The 20,333-nt window shown below is 40.8% G+C and carries 20 protein-coding genes; 19 read left to right on the top strand and 1 reads right to left on the bottom strand.

What is annotated here, in order from left to right; all coding sequences use genetic code 11:
* Window positions 1-2: 2 nt before the first annotated feature.
* From AC1DYB_RS00525 to AC1DYB_RS00605, 17 genes are all read left to right on the top strand, one after another.
* Window positions 3-1,040 carry a cbb3-type cytochrome c oxidase subunit II gene (locus AC1DYB_RS00525; protein WP_477431504.1) on the top strand — a complete coding sequence of 346 codons (1,038 nt, stop codon included), beginning with the start codon at window positions 3-5 and terminating at the stop codon, window positions 1,038-1,040.
* 20 nt (window positions 1,041-1,060) lie between these two features.
* Complete coding sequence (locus AC1DYB_RS00530) at window positions 1,061-1,327, top strand: hypothetical protein (RefSeq protein WP_477431506.1); 267 nt, start codon at window positions 1,061-1,063, stop codon at window positions 1,325-1,327.
* A complete protein-coding gene (locus tag AC1DYB_RS00535; RefSeq protein WP_295715193.1) occupies window positions 1,324-1,734 on the top strand; it encodes a cytochrome C in 411 nt (136 codons plus the stop codon). The genes AC1DYB_RS00530 and AC1DYB_RS00535 overlap by 4 nt, the downstream gene beginning before the upstream one ends.
* A 105-nt stretch (window positions 1,735-1,839) precedes the next feature.
* Window positions 1,840-2,133 carry a cupin domain-containing protein gene (locus AC1DYB_RS00540; protein WP_295715191.1) on the top strand — a complete coding sequence of 98 codons (294 nt, stop codon included), beginning with the start codon at window positions 1,840-1,842 and terminating at the stop codon, window positions 2,131-2,133.
* 12 nt (window positions 2,134-2,145) lie between these two features.
* Window positions 2,146-2,637: a hemerythrin domain-containing protein gene (locus tag AC1DYB_RS00545; RefSeq protein WP_477431508.1), complete on the top strand. Its 492-nt coding sequence runs from the start codon at window positions 2,146-2,148 to the stop codon at window positions 2,635-2,637.
* Between the two features lie 22 nt (window positions 2,638-2,659).
* A complete protein-coding gene (locus AC1DYB_RS00550; protein ID WP_295715186.1) occupies window positions 2,660-2,956 on the top strand; it encodes a cupin domain-containing protein in 297 nt (98 codons plus the stop codon).
* Between the two features lie 239 nt (window positions 2,957-3,195).
* Window positions 3,196-3,633, top strand: coding sequence for a cupin domain-containing protein (locus AC1DYB_RS00555; protein WP_477431510.1), 438 nt, complete (start codon window positions 3,196-3,198; stop codon window positions 3,631-3,633).
* Between the two features lie 135 nt (window positions 3,634-3,768).
* Window positions 3,769-4,641 (top strand): helix-turn-helix domain-containing protein, encoded by an 873-nt coding sequence (locus AC1DYB_RS00560; protein WP_477431512.1) that lies wholly within the window; start codon window positions 3,769-3,771, stop codon window positions 4,639-4,641.
* 272 nt (window positions 4,642-4,913) lie between these two features.
* Entirely contained in the window at window positions 4,914-5,633 is a 720-nt protein-coding gene (locus AC1DYB_RS00565) for a pirin family protein (protein ID WP_477431514.1), read from the top strand.
* On the top strand, window positions 5,630-6,250 hold the full coding sequence (locus AC1DYB_RS00570; protein WP_477431516.1) for a TetR/AcrR family transcriptional regulator: 621 nt from the start codon (window positions 5,630-5,632) through the stop codon (window positions 6,248-6,250). Before AC1DYB_RS00565 ends, AC1DYB_RS00570 begins: the two co-directional genes overlap by 4 nt.
* 32 nt (window positions 6,251-6,282) lie before the next feature.
* Window positions 6,283-7,632: a TolC family protein gene (locus tag AC1DYB_RS00575; protein WP_477431518.1), complete on the top strand. Its 1,350-nt coding sequence runs from the start codon at window positions 6,283-6,285 to the stop codon at window positions 7,630-7,632.
* A 30-nt stretch (window positions 7,633-7,662) separates the two neighbouring features.
* The gene (locus AC1DYB_RS00580; protein ID WP_477431520.1) at window positions 7,663-8,712 is read left to right on the top strand and encodes an HlyD family secretion protein; all 1,050 of its coding nucleotides are present in this window, start codon (window positions 7,663-7,665) and stop codon (window positions 8,710-8,712) included.
* Window positions 8,709-10,337: an MFS transporter gene (locus tag AC1DYB_RS00585; RefSeq protein WP_477431522.1), complete on the top strand. Its 1,629-nt coding sequence runs from the start codon at window positions 8,709-8,711 to the stop codon at window positions 10,335-10,337. Before AC1DYB_RS00580 ends, AC1DYB_RS00585 begins: the two co-directional genes overlap by 4 nt.
* Window positions 10,338-10,455: 118 nt before the next feature.
* Window positions 10,456-11,007, top strand: a complete 552-nt coding sequence (locus tag AC1DYB_RS00590) for a DUF1569 domain-containing protein (RefSeq protein WP_477431524.1) — start codon at window positions 10,456-10,458, stop codon at window positions 11,005-11,007.
* Between the two features lie 220 nt (window positions 11,008-11,227).
* Window positions 11,228-11,683, top strand: a complete 456-nt coding sequence (locus AC1DYB_RS00595) for a hypothetical protein (protein WP_477431526.1) — start codon at window positions 11,228-11,230, stop codon at window positions 11,681-11,683.
* Between the two features lie 94 nt (window positions 11,684-11,777).
* Window positions 11,778-12,233: a cupin domain-containing protein gene (locus AC1DYB_RS00600; RefSeq protein WP_477431528.1), complete on the top strand. Its 456-nt coding sequence runs from the start codon at window positions 11,778-11,780 to the stop codon at window positions 12,231-12,233.
* A 467-nt stretch (window positions 12,234-12,700) separates the two neighbouring features.
* The gene (locus tag AC1DYB_RS00605; protein ID WP_477431530.1) at window positions 12,701-14,977 is read left to right on the top strand and encodes a histidine kinase dimerization/phosphoacceptor domain -containing protein; all 2,277 of its coding nucleotides are present in this window, start codon (window positions 12,701-12,703) and stop codon (window positions 14,975-14,977) included.
* A 287-nt stretch (window positions 14,978-15,264) separates the two neighbouring features.
* Here AC1DYB_RS00605 and AC1DYB_RS00610 read toward each other — a convergent pair whose 3' ends face one another.
* On the bottom strand, window positions 15,265-15,855 hold the full coding sequence (locus AC1DYB_RS00610) for a TetR/AcrR family transcriptional regulator (protein ID WP_295715161.1): 591 nt from the start codon (window positions 15,853-15,855) through the stop codon (window positions 15,265-15,267).
* Between the two features lie 292 nt (window positions 15,856-16,147).
* On the opposite strand from AC1DYB_RS00610, the gene AC1DYB_RS00615 reads away from it, so the two are divergent.
* Together AC1DYB_RS00615 and AC1DYB_RS00620 are read left to right on the top strand one after the other, a co-directional pair.
* The gene (locus AC1DYB_RS00615) at window positions 16,148-17,206 is read left to right on the top strand and encodes an efflux RND transporter periplasmic adaptor subunit (protein WP_477431532.1); all 1,059 of its coding nucleotides are present in this window, start codon (window positions 16,148-16,150) and stop codon (window positions 17,204-17,206) included.
* A 9-nt stretch (window positions 17,207-17,215) separates the two neighbouring features.
* Window positions 17,216-20,323 (top strand): efflux RND transporter permease subunit, encoded by a 3,108-nt coding sequence (locus AC1DYB_RS00620; RefSeq protein WP_477431534.1) that lies wholly within the window; start codon window positions 17,216-17,218, stop codon window positions 20,321-20,323.
* Window positions 20,324-20,333: the final 10 nt, after the last annotated feature.

The following is a 20,333-nucleotide window of genomic DNA, read 5'->3' on the forward strand; positions in this document are numbered from 1 at the left end:
CCATGGAGATTTACAATAACCATCGAAAACTTTTTACCGTTGCCCTGTGCTTTTTTGTGCTGCTAACGTTTTTTGTAGCCATTGTGCCCGCAACATCAAACCAAAATAACAATGCACCCTTACCGGGCAGCATCCCGCTAACCAAACTGGAAACCCAGGGCAAGAACGTTTTTATTGCCGAGGGTTGCGTAGCATGCCATACCCAGCAGGTGCGTAACCTGGATATGGATAAAGTTTGGGGCACTCGGCCAGGAATTTCGGCCGATTATGCAAACAATAGCCGCACGGATGTATGGCGTAATACCGCCACATTGATGGGGTCTGAACGTACCGGCCCCGATTTAACCAATATTGGTCTTCGTCAGCCCAGTTCCGATTGGCATCTGTTGCATTTGTTTAATCCGCGTTCAGTTGTAGCGGCCTCAATTATGCCCTCGTATGAGTGGCTTTTTACAGTTCGGGATTATCCATGGCCCGGTGAAGTTGTTGTTAACGTACCCGATGATTTCAGGAAAGGGATTACCGGTCGTATAGTAGCCTCGGATAAAGCCCTGGCTCTGGTGGCCTATTTAAAATCATTAAAACAGGTGAAACTGCCCGATGGTAATCCGGTGCCGATATTCCTTTACGGAAAAACTGCGGAAATTTCAGGTTCAGCCCCAGGTAAACCAGGTACAGGCAAACCCGGGCTTGATGGTGCCGCGCTGTATGCAACCAATTGCCAGGCTTGCCACCAGGAAAACGGCGAAGGCTTACGCGGTGCTTTCCCATCATTAAAAGATAGCAAAGTTGTACTTGACCCAAGTGCAGAGGTACAGGTAACTATTATTATGAAAGGTTACAACGGCAGGGCAAGTGAGGGTTACGGCGTTATGCCGCCAGTGGGTACTAACAACAACCTCAAACCGGAAGAGGTTGCCGCTATAGTAAACCACGAGCGAAGCAGTTGGGGTAATAACTCCAAAATGGTAACTGCCGATGAGGTGAAGAAGATCATTGCGTCGTTTGGTAAAGGGGATGCCACAACGGCAAAAAAATAGGATCATTAAACAGAAGCAAAATGAAAAAAATCACAATACTGCTACTCATAATATCAATTAAAATAAATGCAGTAGCATGTGATGCTTGTGATAAGCAGCAGCCCAAATTACTAAGGGGTATTACACATGGCAGCGGACCGGATAGCGACTGGGATTACCTGATAGTAGGCATTATGGTTGTTATAACCTTGTATGTTTTGATAGCATCTATCAAATGTTTAGCCCGCCCTGCGGAGAAGAATAAAGAGCACATCAAACGAATGATATTAAATGACGCCAACCAATGAGAGATCAAAGTTTTATAACCTTATTTATTGATGATGACCCAAGGCCGCTGGGCGAGTTTCCGGCCCCTGTTGCATTTGATCTGGATACCAAAAAATTAACAGATGGTAACCATGTGCTTAAAGTAGTAAGCAAAGATCATTTGGGTAAAGAAGGGGTTAAGTTTATTCCATTTGTAGTACGTAACGGCCCAGCTATTGCCATTGAGGGTTTAAGAAAAGATGAAGTTGTGGAGGGCGTGTTACCTCTTATGATAAACGCATACGGCAAAGGCGATCAAAAAAGCTTTATGCTGCAAGGCAGCGAAACGCCTCATAGTATTCCATGGTGGCTGGTGGTGGGCATCATCCTTTTTGTAGCGTGGACGGGTTATTTCATCATTACATCACTCTCCGTTAAACTTCATTAAAGGAACTTTTTTACTGGGATGATTTAGTGCGAGCGGGCAAGTAGGAGACGAAGCAGATAAAGTGATTGTTTAGCTGCAGATATATAAGTTTTAAAAATTAAAACAATGAAACAGATTGAAGCAAATGAAAATTTCCAGGTGGTTAAAATTGAATTGACTGCCGGGACACATATGAAAAGGCATATAGCAACTTCCGATGCCTGCCTGATTGTAGGGGAGGGCAGCGCTTTGCTTATTTACGCAGGCGAAACTTACGAATTGAACAAGGGACAAACATTTTTGATTCCTTCGGGAGAAGAACATATGTTAAAGATCATCGCGGATTTTAAAGCGTGGATCGTTTTGGGGAAAGGCGCGCAGATCAGATACGCAGAACCAGAATCCATTGTTGTTAATTAATCGAGATCAGAAATGCCTATTAAAAGAAACGCGCATATCATGCCACTCTCCCGTGATCATCATTCAGGTCTTTTATTTGGATGGAAAATCAAGGAAGGGGTTAAAAAGGAGATCGCATTTTCTCGCATCAATAAGTATATCGGATTTTTTTGGAAAACGCACCTGCGGGAACATTTCCAAGACGAAGAACATCTGCTATTTTGCCTGCTTGATAATGAACTGACTCAGAAGGCTAAGCGTGAACATCAAGAGCTTGAGGCCTGGTTCGTCAAGGCTGAAAATAACGAACTGAGCAGTAATGATGAATACTTAACGTTTGTTGAACTACTCATCAGCCATATCAGGTTTGAAGAGCGGGAACTTTTTCCTTGCCTCGAAAGCGAGTTATCGCCGGAAACGCTTGTTCATGTTGGTGAAGCGCTGACGAAATCACACCAGCAGCCTTACACAGAGCTTTATGAAGACGAGTTTTGGGTTGACAAGGAAAACCAGAAGCATCTATAACTGAATTTTAAATAATATATATATGATAATTAAAAAAGTGCGGGAGCAAATTGAACTTACACAGGGGCCAGTAGCTAAACTTATAAAACATACAGATCATTATAAGGTGATAGTCATCGGCTTAAAAAAAGGGATGGTTTGGAAAGAACATAAAACCGGGGTGCCAGCTACCCTGATCGTAAGCGAAGGTCATATTCTTTACTCCGAACTGGAGCGTACTGTTGATCTTAAAAAGGATGATGATTTTGAAATACCTGTAAATGTGCTGCATGGGTTGCTGGCCAAAGAAGATAGCATTTGTTTTTTAATACAAGGCTGAGCAACAGACTGTTTAATGATAATTGATTGAATTCACCAGGCATCTTTTTTTCTACTTTACTAATTTCTAACCTAATCACATATACACAAATAATTTTTTATAAAGGTGGCCTATCAAAATCAAATCATTTATAATCCGGTAACGGGACAAAGCATCAAGTTCATTCAAACAAGTTGGGATACTTCAGGCCAATTGCTCGAGATGGAATCAACTTATAGCGCGCTGTCAAAAGAACCCCTATGCATTATCATCCTGAAAGTGCGGAAGATTTCAGAATAATTTCTGGCAGAATAAAGGTGCGGATGGATAACAAAATAAGCGTTTACAAGGCAGGCGAAAGTTTTCACATATCACCAAACCGCATTCATAGCATTTGGAACGATGGGGAGAGCAAGGCTGCTGTAAATTGGAAAGTTACAAGGCCTATGAATACAGAATTTTTACTGGAAACTATGTTTGCATTGGTTAATGATGGCAAAGTTAATGAACAGGGCACGCCCAGGTTTTTACAGATGGTACTTACGGCTGGCAAATTCAATAATGTTCTACGGCTGGCGCGGCCGCCATTTGCGCTGCAACGAATAGTTTTTGTGCTGTTAAAGCCCTTTGCATATGCTTTAGGTTACAGGCCTTATTACAAAAGGTATCTTTCGTTGAAAAAAGGGCAGCAGGTATAAAAACGGCATCTTCTCGTTTACGGCGATGTACCAATTATCGGTTACCGGCAAATTTCGACGTGATATGTCATCATAAGTTTAAAATGGATCGGGTTATGATATACTCTAATTAAATCCCAGTAAATTTAATTATCCATGGACGAGATCAGTACATATTCTATTTCAAGGTTGCAAAAGGCTTTTGAGCTTGCGACCAGAAAAACCGATTATTTTTATGTCGGGCAGGGCAAAGATCCGCTATATAATGATGAGCCGTTCCGTACAGAAACTTATACCATACTGTTGCTAAAAAAGGGATGTATGCATCTTCAGGCGGATCTTACCCATTTTACAATAAATGCACCCGCAGTATTAACTATTGGCCCTAATGTTACGCGCAGTTTTCAGCAATGCGAAGGGGAGACCGAAATATTGATCTTTTTTTTTACCGACTCCTTTCTGTTGGAAACAAGGGCTAATATATTTTACCTTAATAAGTACCGTTTTTTTGAAAATAATGACCGTCATTTTCTAGTTCTCAATGAACATGAAATGGGAAGGCTGAGCGCTATTTTCGATTTGATAGCCGCCACCTATAACAAAGATCACCCGAACGAGTTGGTATTAATGCGTAGTTATTCATACCTGCTTATTCACGAGGTAGATGCCATGCACAAAAACAGGACGGTCGTTGTAAGTAAAACGGATGACCAGAGCTCGATTTTTATCAGATTCCGTAACCTACTGACCAAAGAGTTCTGGCGACACCGCTCGGTGAGTTTTTACGCTGATAATTTAAACGTTACTCCAAAATATCTTTCGGAATTAATTAAAAAACAAACCGGTAAAACTGCTGGAGAGTGGATAGATCGTGCTGTTATTCTTGAAGCAAAAATATTGCTTCAGAACAAAGAACTCGGTATTTCCCAGGTGAGTGACCAGCTAAATTTTTCCGACCAATCCGTTTTTGGGAAGTTTTTCAAAACCCATGAAGGAATCTCTCCCTTGGAATATCGGAAACGATTGTAAATAAGTTATTTATTTCTTTTTTTTTCGTCTCAAGCAGTAACGGGTTAAGTCATCGCCCCTCGTTGATTATATTTATTTAAACAAATGCGAAAGATTTCTTTAACGTTCAAATGATTTGAAACTGTTAAATAAGCGGTTACACATTGAAGGAACAGTAAAAACGACTAAAAGTACAGCCATGCCGCCCTTTTTAGGGTATTGATTGTCCCGACATTTGTTTTGTACAATAAGGGAAAGGATTTAGTTGATCCGGAACCACAAAATCAATGTTTATGAAACAGATTGCAGAAACGGACAGGAAATTTATCGATATGATAGACCTGAAGGTTCATCATTCTATTTTTCCGGTAAAATTTCCTCCCACAGATACGGCATGGGGCAATATTTTCAGGTTTGATGACAAAATTATTTTACCCGGAAGGCAGGATATACAAAACTTTACAGGCAGCCCCATATTAATGGTGATTATATTAATCAGTGGTGCAGCTGCTTACTACGATTCAACAGGTTATCGGAAAGTCCTGAAGGAGAAAGATACGCTTTTAGTAGGCTACGGCAACGATGGGGTTCAAACTATCATCTTTAATTTCAACGAGAACGAGGAAAATGAATTTCTGGAGATTTGGCTTACCACAGACTCTACCGAAAGAAGAAGACAGTTTTTTCCGGCCAGGGTAAGCGAAGTAGATGAAGCAAAACTTTCATTTTCAATACCATCCCTAAACGATGACAGCATTGATTTGAACACTGACAGCTGGTTGTGGAGAGGTCGATTTGTTGGGGATTCCGACTATATTATTGACCATACTTCATTAAATGATAACCTCATCCTGTTTGTTTTAAGCGGCTCTATGACCGTGAATAACAGGCCAATGACCTATAGGGATGGAATGAGCTTGTCGTTAAAGGAGAAAATTACCATCCATTTTGAAAAAGAGACAGATCTGCTGATTATTCAGTTACCAGACAATTTAAATGATAGTTTAAAATGAATACTTTAATAACTAAAAAAAGCGGTGCCAGGGAACTGCTGCTCCATGTGGCCGAAAAGCTGTTTGCTGAATATGGATTCGACAGAACGTCCATCCGTATGATAGCCGGAGCGGCAGGTTTGAATTTGTCGCTGATCAGCTACTATTTTGGTTCAAAACATGAACTGCTGATAGAGATCTTCCGCATCAGGTTGCAGCAATTAAATACAGCCTTACAAGCCATCCCTAAATTGGCCGGCTCGGTACCAGATAGGCTTTTGGGATTCATTGATGTTTACGCAGCAACAACCAGCAATAATAAATTCTTCACTTTATTAAATCGGGAATTTGCTTTTTCGGACGTATCACCGGTAAAAGATCTGATCAGGAATTACTGGGATAATGTTTTAACTACAGTAAAAACGCTTGTAAACGACGGCGTTAAAGAAGGCTATTTTAGTAGTAGCGATGAACACCTGGCCTATTTTGGTATTCTTGGCCTGTTCACAATCCTGGTTTGCGAGTCGCCATTAAACGAGATCATTAATACTCATTTTGATCCGGGCGGGCAGATGTTCACCGTTGAAAAAATTAAGGCCTACTTATATAATACCCTGCAAAATAATCAAATGGAATAATCTACAGATCCTAATTCTTAAATATAAATTTCATGAAAATCATACTATTTAGGCATGCCACAAGCAGGCTTACCGGAATCATTTTTTGCCTTGTTTTTGTATGCCAGCTGCCTGTTTTGGCCCAGCAAAACCCGGTATACCCGCTTTCACTGCAACAAGCGGTAAGCCTCGCTAAAATTCAAAACAAGCAGGTACAGGCTGCAAAAAGCGAAGAGAGTGCCAGCGATGCTGATTTTAAAGATGCTAAAGCCGCAGCACTGCCCACCATACTGGCCAGCAGCGATTACCAGCGCTTTACCAGTTTAACACTTTACAGTCACGGTTTAAGCGATGTGCGCTCGGTACCTAAAAGGCCAAGTTCAAATGGTGCTGATTTGGGTGTATCGGCCAATTTTAACCTGTATGCAGGCGGAAGGCAAAAAGCCTTTGAAACCGAGCAAAGCAGCAAAAAAGACCTGGCAGCGGTTAGCACTCAGGAGCAGGCAGGCAGCGTTAGTCTGCAATCGGCCGCCCAATACCTGGATCTGATCAGGTTAAATGATCAGAAAAGGTTTATCGATGAGCAAATCATCCGTGCAGAAACAAGGTTGAAAAATATTAACGCGCTATATCGCAACCAAAAAGTTACCCGCAGCGATGTTTTGCGGGCCGAACTTAACCTGTCGGCAGTAAATCTAAATCTCGACCAGGTTCAAAACGACATTGCCATCAGCAATCAGAAATTGAATGTGCTGCTTAACCTGCCAGATTCAACCCGAATTATTACAACCGACTCGGCCGCTATGCCAAGGCCTATTGTGGATACCCTGCTTGGTTTGGTTACCGCAACGGCTGTAAATGCCTACGCTATCCGTAAAAGCAGTGAAAGCATCAGGATCCAGGAGGCCAGGATCAAGGGTGTAAAAAGCAACTTTTTCCCCACAGCGTCATTGTACTCGGCTTACGGTTTCAGTTATCCCAATACTATATTTTATCCGCCGGTTGATCAGGGCTATTCCATTGGTTTTGTAGGTTTTAAAATTCAATATAATATTTCATCCATTTACCAAAACAAGCACAAAACATCGGCCAGCCGCATCAGGCTGCAGGAGCTTGAGTTTGTAAAACAAAACATCAGCGATAATATAAAACAGGAAGCAGGCAGCTTGCTCATTAAATACCGTGAAGCCTTAAACCGGATAGCTGTTACCCAAAAATCAATTGAGCAGGCAAGGGTGAACTATAAAATTGTAAGTGCTAAATATTTTAACCAACTGGCCTTATTGACCGATTTGCTGGACGCTGACAATTTATACCAGGAAACAAGGTACAACCTGGTACAGGCAGAAACCAATGCCCAGTTTATTTATTACAGGCTATTATTCACTTCAGGAAAATTATAAACAGATCATAAAAATACCAAATCTCAATATATGGAAACTCCAAATACTAAAAAAGCTCACCCCGGTAATATTATATTATCAATTGTAGCTGTCATCGTGGTTATAGGTGCCATGATATATTTTGCCAATTACTTTTTAACGGGAAGTAAATACCTGGAAACAAACGATGCCCAGGTAGAATCATATATTAATCCAGTATCCGCCCGCGCGGGCGGTTACATTAAACAAGTTAAGTTTGATGAGCATCAGGTAGTAAAACAGGGAGATACGCTGGTTGTTATCGACGATCGCGAATACCGTGAGCATGTTACCGAAGCCGAAGCCGCTGTTGATGATGCAAACGCGCAGTTAGTTGTACTTTCGGCCAGTATAACTTCTGCCGAAACTGGTACACTGGTTAATAAAGACCAGATAGATGGTGCAAAAGCCCGCTTGGTTCAACAACATGCCGATATCATGCGCTATAAAAACCTCATTAAGGAAGAGGCTATCACAGGATCAGACCTTGAAGCAGTACAATCACATTATGATGTTTCATTGAGCGATTACAACGCCACCCAAAATAACCTTAAAACGAGCTACGCTAAAATTGCCGAACTGAGGTCACGTAAGGCCCTGTTAATAGCGGATTTAAAAAGAAAAAAAGCGCTGCTTCACCTGTCACATATTAACCTGGAATATACCGTTATTAGAGCGCCATATGCCGGTAAAATGGGGCGTAAAACCATACAGGAAGGTCAACAGATTCAGGCTGGTCAGCCTTTGGTATCTATAGTTGATGAAAAAGAAAAATGGATCACCGCTAATTTTAAAGAAACCCAGGTATATGGTATGTACGTTGGCCAGCCAGTTGATATCAGGGTTGATGCCATTGATGATAAAGTTTACCATGGACAAATAGAAGCCATATCTGCATCAACAGGGGCCAAATTCTCATTACTACCTCCTGATAATGCTACCGGCAATTTTGTTAAAATAGTACAACGTGTGCCGGTTAAAATAAAATTTACCAGCACCGATATTGAGCCGGTAAAAGCCGGGATGAATGTATTGGTATCAGTAAAAAAGAAAGTAATATGACCACGCCGGAATATATTAAGCCCTGGTTGCTGAGATGGAATTGGGGGGTAAGGATCACTTTATTTCTTATTCTGTTGTCTTCAATTATGGAATTTGCGTCAATCGCGCTAAGTCAGAATTATGTATTGTCATACTTAGGTGCCCAACCGGAGGATACAATCTGGGGCGTACAGTTGACCTATGCCGCTATTATAACTGTACTGCCTATACAGTTCAGATTCCTGAGGTACTTCCAAACAAGAAATTACTTGTTATTTATCACATTCATTTCTATCCTGTTAAATGTTGCATTTATAATCAATACTAATATCACGATATTCTTTTTTATTCGTTTTTTTCAGGGGTGTGTAGTCGCTTGTTTATCAGGAAGTATGTTGGTGATTATACCAACTTTTTTAAGGCCGGAGCATGGCCGCGCAATAGGCTCAACTGTATTTTACGGTACGGTATTAAGCAGCAGTGTGCTATTGGGGCTCATCGCTTCGGCAGTTACACTCAACTCCGATTTTACAAACCTCTATTATTACCTCATTATTTTCCAGGTTCTTGTTATACTGGTGGTGTTATTTGGTTTCAATGTTCAGTCAAAAATTCGTAAGTACCCTTTATACCAGATTGATTGGGTAGGTACTGTCTTCTTTATTATGGGATCGGTTGGTCTGGCTTACACCATTGTATATGGTTCAAAGTACTACTGGTTCACAGATATCCGCATTCAGCAATCAACAATGATTACTGTTGCCGGTGCGGTATTATACCTCTGCAGACAATACCTGGTTAAAAGGCCACTTATCGATTTAAAGGTATTCAAATACAAAAAATTCTGGATGGGCCTGATATTGCTGGCACTTTACTACGGCTCAAAAGAAAGCATTAATATTATTTATGGTTATACCATATCTGTTTTGCAATGGAGTTCGACACAGGAGATGATCCTGGGGCTTTGTAATGTTGGCGGTTTAATTACTTTCATGATCATCACTGCACAGATTCTTATACGAAAAAAAGATGCCACCATATACTTCCTGATTGCCGGGTTCACCATGTCATTAGTATACCATCTGTGGATGTATTTGATCTTTACTCCTGATCTGGCATTTAACGATCTGATATTGCCGATGTTTTTTCAGGGTGCCGCCTCTGGGATACTTTTCGTTCCAATTATGATATTTACCCTTACTGCTGTACCGGCCACAACTGGTTATACCGCGTTAATAATAGCAGCCTTTACCCGCTTCACTTCGTTATTGAACGCCAGCGCCGGGTTTTACAATCTCCAGCTTTACTTCAACCAACTTTTTAAAGAAAGTTTTTTGTTTCATCTTACCATCGTCGATGATCAGGTGAATGAACGCTTAAAAAGTCTTAAACAATTGTTTGCAAGCAAGGGGTTTTCTGCAGACCAGGCCGCCGCCGCAGCGAACGCCTCATTGGCGAAGACACTCGGAATGCAAAGTCAGCTGCTTACCAACCGGGCCATATTTTTGTTTATAGCTACTATTATAGCGGTTATACTGGTGCTTGTGCTAATAACCCTGGCAGTTAATGCGGTAAAAACAATTCTTAACACCAAAAAAAATGTTGTTGCCGGGGAAAACATTCAGTTAACTAATGTGGCTACCTGATAAGTTGTCATAACATTCCCTGTTTACTATAAAACTAAGAGAATGCGTGGCCATTTCTAAACATTGATTTTTGCTTTTATCAAATCCGTAATAAATAATACCGCTAAACGATTGAAAAATGAAAAAAAAGAGGTCAATTATCAACAAGCAACTCTGGAGTTCCTTTATAGCGTTGTCAGGATACTTTTTCGAGTCGATTACAGTAAAGCGTGTGAATGGCGCTGATTTTTTCACGAAAATTAAATATCTGGCTCTTAAGGCCCGAATAGAAAAACTAAAGGAGGGGACACCAGGGCAATGGGGCAATATGCGGGTAGAACAAATGCTGCACCATGTTAATCTGTCCATGGGTAGTGGGCAAGGCTTTTATGATTTACCTGATGAAAGTTATTTTTTTTCCAGGACCATTATCAAATGGATAGTGATCAATTTATATAATGCCCAACCAAAAGGCCTCCGGTTACCTTTATGTATGGCAATTTCGCCCGAATCAAGGTTTGATTTTGAAGATGAAAAGAAACAACTGCTCAAAATACTTGACGCCGCCAGCAACGCTACCCTGCAGAGTCAGTGGAATCCGCATTGCTATTTTGGACCACTAACGGTAAATCAGTGGGGTAAACTCTGCTCCATGCATCTGGATTATCACTTAAGGCAGTTTTCGGCGTAACGAAGCGCATTTTGTGTTATTTGCTAAACCTGCAGCGCAAGTTCTTATAGTGAATGTTGTGATCAGATGTGTTGAAGTTTTATTGCCGCACGCGGATTTGTGCGGGCTTTTTTGATGAATGGCAAAAAAGTTTCCGTTTTATCCTTTCTATGTCAATATGAAAATGATTAATCAATGAAAGCTTACTGCGTAAATATCTTTGTAATCAAATTATAACGGTATGAAAAATACTTACCAGCGAGCTCAGCTTTACCTCCGATTGGCCTTAGGCATCGGGTTTATTTTACCGGTGGCCGACCGCCTGGGCTGGCTCGGCCCTGCTGGCCGAAACTTTGTGGATTGGGGAAACTGGGAAAACTTTGTGACTTATACCAATAGCCTTATGCCTTTTTTTAACCGTTCAATGGCAGGCATTTTGGGTTTTATAGCTACAATAGGCGAAGCCGGTATTGGGTTGTTATTTCTGATCGGATTTAGGATTAAAGAAGCGGCTATGTGTGGTTTCTTGCTTTTGCTTTCCTTTGCTCTTTGTATGGCCGTGTTTTTAGGAATAAAATCGCCTTTTAACTATTCCGTTTTTACAGATAGCGCTGCATGTTTGTTGCTGGCACTACTCCCAACACACCGCTGGAGCATTGATTACCATATAGAGAAAATGACGGAATTCTCAATGTGATTTGTTCAATGCTTCACAAATACTTATCAGCGCAGCTACAAAAGTGAAAAAAGTTGATATGATCAATATGCAAACAATTAAAATCAATACAATTATGAAACAATTTAAAATTGATGGCAGGCGGTGCATGCTTGCAATAATTATGCTGTTCACTGGCGTTTCTGCGTATTCGCAGACCCAACAAACAGTTGGCGATAGCACAAAGTACATGGCCACTGCCCATAATGTTATATTGACACAGCTGCTTAAAGAAAAAGGGTTTACCAATAAATCTGTGGAAATGATGGTTGTTGATTTTCCGCCAAGAAGTAAATCGCCCGCTCACAGGCATCCTTGTCCTACATTCGGCTATTTAATTTCAGGCGAAATAGTCTCTGTTTTTGAAGGAAAAACCTACCATTACAAAGCAGGTGATTCATTTTATGAAACGCCCTACGGCCTTCATAGTGATGCCAGAAATGACAGTTTTACCCAACCGGCAAAATTACTTGTGGTGTATGTTAAAGACAGTGATAAACCAACGGTGATTCCGGCAGCACATAAAATGTGATAAGTAGAACAAAAAGAATATTTCTTGAGTTTGATATGCGCTTTTGAGCTATTGTATTAACACCCATATGTTTGACAGGTAGTTACGATATTTCGTAGCTATTTTTTTTGATATGATATTTCGTAACTTATTACGGTAGATTAATTTTTAACTATTTGATATTTAATGTTTTATGATTGTGGTATGGATTTAGTTGAAAAGTACTATAACTGCATATGGACCGAATAAGAAGACTACTAATAGCCATTTTTTTGCAATTATACATATTTACAATGTTCAGGAACCGCCTTATCTTTTGTCAGTATATCATCCCCATTGAGGCTCAACCATTCTTGGGTAATTTACTATTAAGAAAAATTTTAGCTGATCTTAATATTTGTAAAATTTATAGCAATAAGGGATGTATTCAGATCCAGGCGAGCCGAATTTTTGCGGCCAATTGATCGGGGCAATTAACTTTAAAAGTTATGTTGAAAATACTACTCATCTCCCTTGTTTTATTTGCATTATCGTTTCATGCAGTTTGCCAAACCCTCGAGGATGAGTCCACTCAAGATCTATTGGGGAAAATTAGCCGTAGTGAGCCCGATACCATCAAGGTACAGTTACTGCTGGCTTTAAGCAAAAAACTTGTCTTAAGATCCGGTGCAAACAAAGGTGACATTGATAGCGCGACTATTCTTTTGAAGCAGGCAGAAAAACTAAGTGCCAATTTGGGAAACGTCAAAAGTCAAGGCCGTTGCCTTCTTATAGCTTCGCTAATTGCAAATAAAAAAGGTAAGAATGATATTGGATTAACATTATCGCAAAAGGCCTTGTCGTTATTCACAAAAATAAAGGATTTGAAAGGTGTGGCAGATGCTTACATAATTATTGGTCAACATTATGGCAATACAGACAGCGCCCTGGAACAAAAAATATTTTATTATAAAAAAGCTATTGATGTTTTTCTAAAGTTGAAAGAAAAGGAGCGTGCTGCTACTACACTTATTGATTTGGCAGACCTCCAACAACAACAAGGAAAAGTCGACGAACCGCTTGCAAATCTTAACGCGGCGCTATCAATTTACCAATCTATTGGTTATAAAAAATTACAGGGCCTTTATAGCCTAATGGGAGATAATTATACATTTCAAGGTGATGTGGTGAACGGATTAAAGTATGGTTTACTTGCTGTTGAGACAGCCGAAGAACAGCAGGACAAGACACTACAATTATGCACAATATATAATCGGGTAGCTATAACTTATTTCAATTTTCAAAATTATACCCGGGCATATCAGTATTTAAAGCTGGCGTTTACCATAGCCAGGAAATATCAGGATGAAAATTATATTGATGTGGTTGGTCGTAATATGGCTCAAGCCTTATATTATATGAAAAGGTATTCCGAAGCTCTTTCTTTGTTAAAAAGTATGGCATCCATGGGGTTTTATAAACAACCAGAGAGGCGAATCAACCTTTTTTATGGATTTTTATATATTTATCTTGGTTTGGGGGACTATCAAATGGCCAAAGTTTATGCCAATGAATTGGAGGCTTTGCTATTTAGCAAAGGAAATGTGAAGCCTGGCGGCCAGGTAGGATTTATTTTAATTAAATATTATGTGGAAACACGCCAATATAGGCGTAGCTATCCGTTAATAAAAGAATATTACAACCAATCAAAACAAGCAAACTTTTGGCTTGGGATGAGTAGAGCACAACTACTGTGGTTTAAAGCAGATTCTGGCCTTAGTAAATATTATAGTGCGATAAAGCATCACCAATTATATAAGACCTTCGCAGATTCTAACTTTAATGAACAACGGAATAAACAAACGTCGTTATTACAGGTACAATTTGAAACTCAGAAAAAGAATAATGCGTTGCTGTTACAAATGAAAAATATTGATTTGCTGAAAAAGCAATCGCAATTGCGGCAAATTCAGTTTCAACAAGCACAGCTAAGCCGTAACTGGACAATAATCGGATCTTTGTTGTTGTTGTTATTATTAGGCCTTGTTTACAGCCGTTACCGGCTAAAAGAAAGAAACAATGTACAATTACAAATTAAACAATCTGAAATTCAATTCCAGAATAAGCTATTGGAGAACCTTGTAATAGAAAAGGATTGGTTATTGAAAGAGGTGCACCACCGTGTAAAGAATAATTTGCAAATAGTGATGAGCTTGCTGAATACCCAATCTGCTTACTTGAAAAACCTTGACGCGCTTGAAGCTATTCGAGAAAGTCAGAACAGGGTACAGACAATTTCATTGATCCATCAAAAATTATATACTGGTAGTAATGTGGCCAGTATTGATATGGCTGCTTACGTTTCTGACCTTATAAAATATCTCGGAGATGTTTTCAATGTTAATGCCCGCAGGATCCGTTTTGAGCAATTAGTTGACGCTATGGAAATAGACTTAGCTCAGGCTGTTCCAATCGGACTCATTTTGAACGAAGCTATAACGAACGCTATAAAATATGCGTTTAGCAAAGTAGGCGGCAAAATAATTGTAGCACTCCAATCTATCGGGAATAATTCTGTTGTACTTACCGTATCAGACAATGGTAAGGGATTACCAAAAGATTTTGATGCCAAATTAGCCAGCTCTTTAGGTATGGAAATTATGAAGGCATTGAGTAAGCAGTTGGACGGAAATTTTCAAATAAAAAGTGAACTTGGTGCTACCGTCACGATAGTTTTTCAGTTGCAGAATGTTCTTTCTGCTAATACGGTGTCCCGCTTCCCTTGAGTTTTTGACTTGGGCATAAAACAATCCGATATTTTCAATGATACAATCCGGATCAACTGAGAAACGGAATTGTTTGGGCTCTAAAAAATGCTTGAAAAAGGCAGCAAGTTCTGTTTGAGATATTTTATGTTCAGGGTTAAGGGCGGATTTGTAATGTCCCTAAATGGGTTTGATAACCAATGCCTTATGAGTTGGATGATTGTTTACGCACTGTAATATATCAAGTTCAGGCAAAGCGATATTGAATAAAGAAATTAGACCTGATTATCCGGCTAAAACTAAACCAATTACATAAGGCCTTTATGCATTATTTGCGCCAGCCAGGTTATTTTGCTTTCAAATTGCGGAAACTTTCCAAAAAGAATAATTTCCTGATCAAAGCACTTGAAAACACTTTGTAAGGTTTCCGCCAAAAACTGGCTGTCTTCCTCATTTAGTTCTGCTATTTCCTTGTTTTCCAATGCCCAGCTGATCATGAGTTTCACCACCAGAATCTCCTCTTCAGACATAATGCGGGATTGCATGATCAACAGCGAGGGATCCTGCCTCATGTCTTCTATAACCAGCTTGTATTTTAAAACGACTTCACGCAGGCGTTTGATCTTTACCTCGTTAAATGATTCTATATTGGCTGAAAAAGAACGTCGTTTGCTTATCGTGGCTTTGCTTTCCTCCAGGCATTGGGAAAATATTTTGTGACATAAAGCGTCAAGCACCTCTGTTTTATTCTTAAAATAATGATAAAGCGTACTTCGCCCTTTTTTGCATTCATTTGATATATCCTGCATAGATACCCTTACAAAGCCGTAACGCTCAAACACCGCATCCGCTGCCGCGATGATCTCTTCCCTTATGCTATCGTTTTGATCTGATTTCATGATTCGACAAAAATACAATTTTTGTTTGTGGCTTTTTTGCCAATTATAAGCTTAGCTGAATATGCGAATTATTAATATGACACAATTATTAAAAATATCATAAAAACAAATAACGTATATTTGTCGAAGATATTTGGACTTGCTATTTAATCAGATGCGATTTCAAAATAAGAGTAAAAGTTAAATATTAAGTTCATTTTTTAATTTTTATAGCTCAGTACAATCAGTTGCGGGATTAATAAACAATGAAATAACAATCGACATAAATACAAATAATGTTCAATTTAATTATATGAAAATCAAACTTACACTTGCAGGAGCGATGATGGCCGCTATCTGGATTTCCGGCTGCTCAGGTAAAAAAGAGCAAAAGAACGGGCCGGACACTTTAGCAGTAAACGTATTCAATTTGAGTGCGGATTCCATGTCAACCGGCGACAGGATCATTTACGACGGAACTCTTGAAGCTGAAAAGACAATTGATTTAAGTTTTCAGGTTTCCGGAACTATCCTGTCATTCCCGGTACTAACTGGCGATTACGTTAAAAAAGGACAACTGGTAGGTGCTGTAGATGAAACGGTATACCGCAACCAGTATAATGCGCAGCTGGCTCAGGCTAAACTTGCCGAAGAAAATTACACCCGTATCAACGATGTATTTAAAAAAGGCAGCATTTCCGAAATAAAAATGCTGGAGGCAAAATCAAATTATGAACAGGCAACTTCCGCAGCCCGCGCAACTTACCAGAATATAGCCCATACACACCTTTATGCACCAGTAAGCGGGTATATTGGTGAAAAGAAAGCTGAAGCAGGTGCCGTAGCTAACCCTGGGCAGTCGGTTTTGCAGTTGCTGGATACCCGTTCGGTGAAGGTGCTGGTTGCAGTGCCCGAAAGTGAAATCAACCACTATAAAGCAGGAACCCCGGCTACGGTAAAAATTGATGCCTTAGGGGATCAGCCTTTGCAAGGCAAGGTATCTGAAGTTGGCGTTTTAGCGCTTAACGGCAGCGCTAATTATAACCTTAAAATATCGCTGGCCAATAACGATATGAAGTTAAGACCAGGCATGCTTTGTAAAGTGATATTTAACAAAACTGCCGGCACTGTCGCCTCCTCTAATATTAAAGAAGTTATTGTACCCGTACAGGCTGTGCAGGTAGATGATAAAGGGACTAACTTCTTATTCATTATGAACGCTCAAAATAAGGCAGTGCGGAAAGATGTAATTACCGGTCAGCTTTACAGTAATGGTATTGCCATCCAATCCGGACTTGCCGGAAATGAGCAGGTGATCACCTCCGGTTATCAGAAACTTGCCGATCAAACCCCTGTAATTGTCAGTAAATAAGCCCATATCATGAAAAAGAACTCAAATTTAATTGAATGGGCAATGGAGTACCATGTATTCCCGCTTGCGCTTTCGGCCATACTCGTACTGCTTGGTTTATCCGGGCTTTTCAATATGCCACGAAACGAATTTCCGGATTTCACCATCAGGCAGGGTCTCATCGTAGGGCAATACCCCGGCGCTTCATCAAAACAGGTAGAAGAGCAGCTGACAAAAAAAGTAGAAGAATACCTTTTTAGTAATAACGAAGTTAACAAGAAAAAAACTTACTCCTTTTCGCGGGATGGCGTAATGTACATCTTTGTGGAGGTAGCGGATAACCAAAATGCTATCCAAACCAAAGCGTTTTGGAACAAAATCAAAAACGGGATGCTGATCCTGCAAAGCCAGCTTCCTAAAGAAGTTAAAGGCTTCTATATCGATAGTGATTTCGGTAATACCTCTGCCATGCTCTTGTCTGTAGAATCCAAGACACGGCCCTATAAAGAACTGCTCCGTAATGTAGAAGACATAGAGGCAGAACTGAGGCAGGTACAGGATGTTGCCAAGATATCCCATACCGGCAACCTGAACGAGCAGATCACCGTTTATGTAGATAATAATAAACTGCTGCAAAAGGGGATATCGGTCAATAATGTGATGCAGGTGCTGCAAAATGAAGGCGCTATTAACGCCACCGGTAAAGTAGAAGGAAAGGTGGTAGATGAGCCTATTCATTTAAGCACCTATTATAAAACCGAGGCCGAACTTGCCGAACAGATCATCCGGCAGGACGCTAACGGCAATTCGGTGCGCCTTCGTGATGTAGCTAGCCTGAAACGTGAATATGACGAGCCGGACAGCTATGTAACATCAAACGGTACCAAATCTATCGTGATATCGCTGGAAATGATCACCGGCAAAAACATCGTGCAGTTTGGTAAAGAACTGGAAGAACACATCGAAAAAGTAAAGCAGCGCCTGCCGCCCGATATTCAACTGGTAAAACTGGCCGATCAGCCGGAGGTGGTGGATGATTCGATCAGCCACTTTATGAAAGAGTTTGCTTTTGCGCTTATCGGCGTGGTGTGCGTTGCCTTACTCTTGCTTCCTTTTAGGGTTGCCGCGGTTGCAGCCGCAACTATACCGATTACCATAGCCGCAACGCTGGGTATTATGTATATGACCGGTATAGAACTGGACACCGTTACGCTTGCAGCGTTGATTGTGGTACTGGGGATTGTGGTTGATGACCCTATTGTGGTAATTGATAACCACGTAGAAAAGCTGGACCACGGCATGTCTGTTTGGGATGCCGCCATTAGCAGCGCCAAGGAATTGTTTCCATCAGTGTTTACTGCTACGCTGGCCATATCAGCAACCTTTGTACCACTGGCATTTTTTATGACCGGTACGGCAAAAGATTTTATCCGCCTGTTCCCGGTAACGATCATGATCGCTTTGACACTGTCGCTGATCATCTCCATGATGGTGGTGCCGTTTTTCAATACGCTGTTCATCAAAAAAGGCTTGCTGCATAATAAGGCGGATGAAAAAAGATCTTTCCTGGATCGATTACAGGATTTCTTTAATAACCATATCGGCAATTCCATGAAACATTACAAGCTAACCGTATTTTTTGCGGTGCTGTCGGTAGTGATCGGCATAGGGATTATGGGAGTACTGCCGCAACAGTTGTTTCCTAAAGTAGAGCGAAACCAATTTGCAATGGAGATCTACCTGCCATCGGGCTACAGGCTTTCGCAAACGGATAGTGTGGTGAAGGGAATGGAAAAGATATTAAAGCAGGATAAACGTATTCTTAATTATACCAGCTTTATCGGCAGTAGTTCACCGCGTTTCCACTCGGTATATGCGCCAAATCTTCCATCAAAAAATTATGCACAGATCCTGATCAAAACAGTATCTGAAGACGCAACCGCAGAGGTAATTGTTGACTATCAGCATAAATACAGTAACCTGTTTCCGGCTGCTTATGTTCGGATGAAACAATTAAACATGATCAATGCGCTGGCACCTATCGAGGTAAGGATCAGCGGAAATGATATTTCAGCCTTAAAACAGGTAGCTAACCAGGTTTTAGCCATTGGTAAAACGCATAAACAGGTTACCTGGGCCCGGACAGATTATAACGAGATCCAGCCAACCCTTAAAATAGATGTAAAAACAGCGGAAGCTGCACGGCTTGGATTAAGCAAGAGTGATATCGCCAACGCAGTAGCCATGCATTCAGAAGGTATTACAGCAACACAAGTTTGGGAAAACAATTACGCCATAGATGTAAAGATAAAATCGCCTAAAGCGTCCCGGAGTGACCTTTCAGCCCTGCGTGACCTGAATATCGTAGCCCCACAAACTAAATCCCTGATCCCTTTAAGGCAGGTTGCAGACGTAAACCCGGAGTGGAATGATGGCCAGATTGCCCGCAGAAACAGTGTACGTACGCTGACAGTACGTATGGACGTAACCCAGGAAGCTGTTGCCAATGCCGTATTGCTGGAACTGCAACCGGCCATCGAAAAAATAAAACTTCCCGCCGGCGTTGACCTGCGTTACGGGGGCGAACTGGAATTGCAGGGAGAGAACCAGGGCCCAATGGGTATCGCGCTTGGTGTAAGTATCATATTGATATTCCTGATTTTATTATGGCACTTTAAACACCTTAAACATGCCCTATTGAGTATTACCACTATGCCATTAAGCTTATTGGGTGCCTCTTTTGGCCTTTTTATTATGGGCTATCCCTTTGGCTTTACGTCATTCCTCGGTTTACTTGCGCTCTGCGGAATTGTAGTTCGTAATGGTATCATCCTGATAGATTTTGCGGAAGAACTACGATTACATGAGGGTAAATCTGTTTTTGAAGCTGCAAAGCTTTCTGCCGAACGCAGGATGCGGCCAATCTTTTTAACCTCTTCGGCAGCGGCTGTGGGTGTAATACCGATGGTGATCAGCAGGTCATCCTTATGGGGGCCGTTGGGTACTGTGATCTGTTTCGGGTTACTGTTATCCATGTTGCTGACTCTATTCGTGCTGCCAACGCTATACTGGCTGTTCTTCCGCAAGGAGGATCAAAAGCATCCGGAAAGCAAAACACCGGAACTTGTAACTGCATAAGCTCATTATC

The sequence above is a fragment of the Mucilaginibacter sp. P2_A4 genome, from assembly GCF_056405015.1.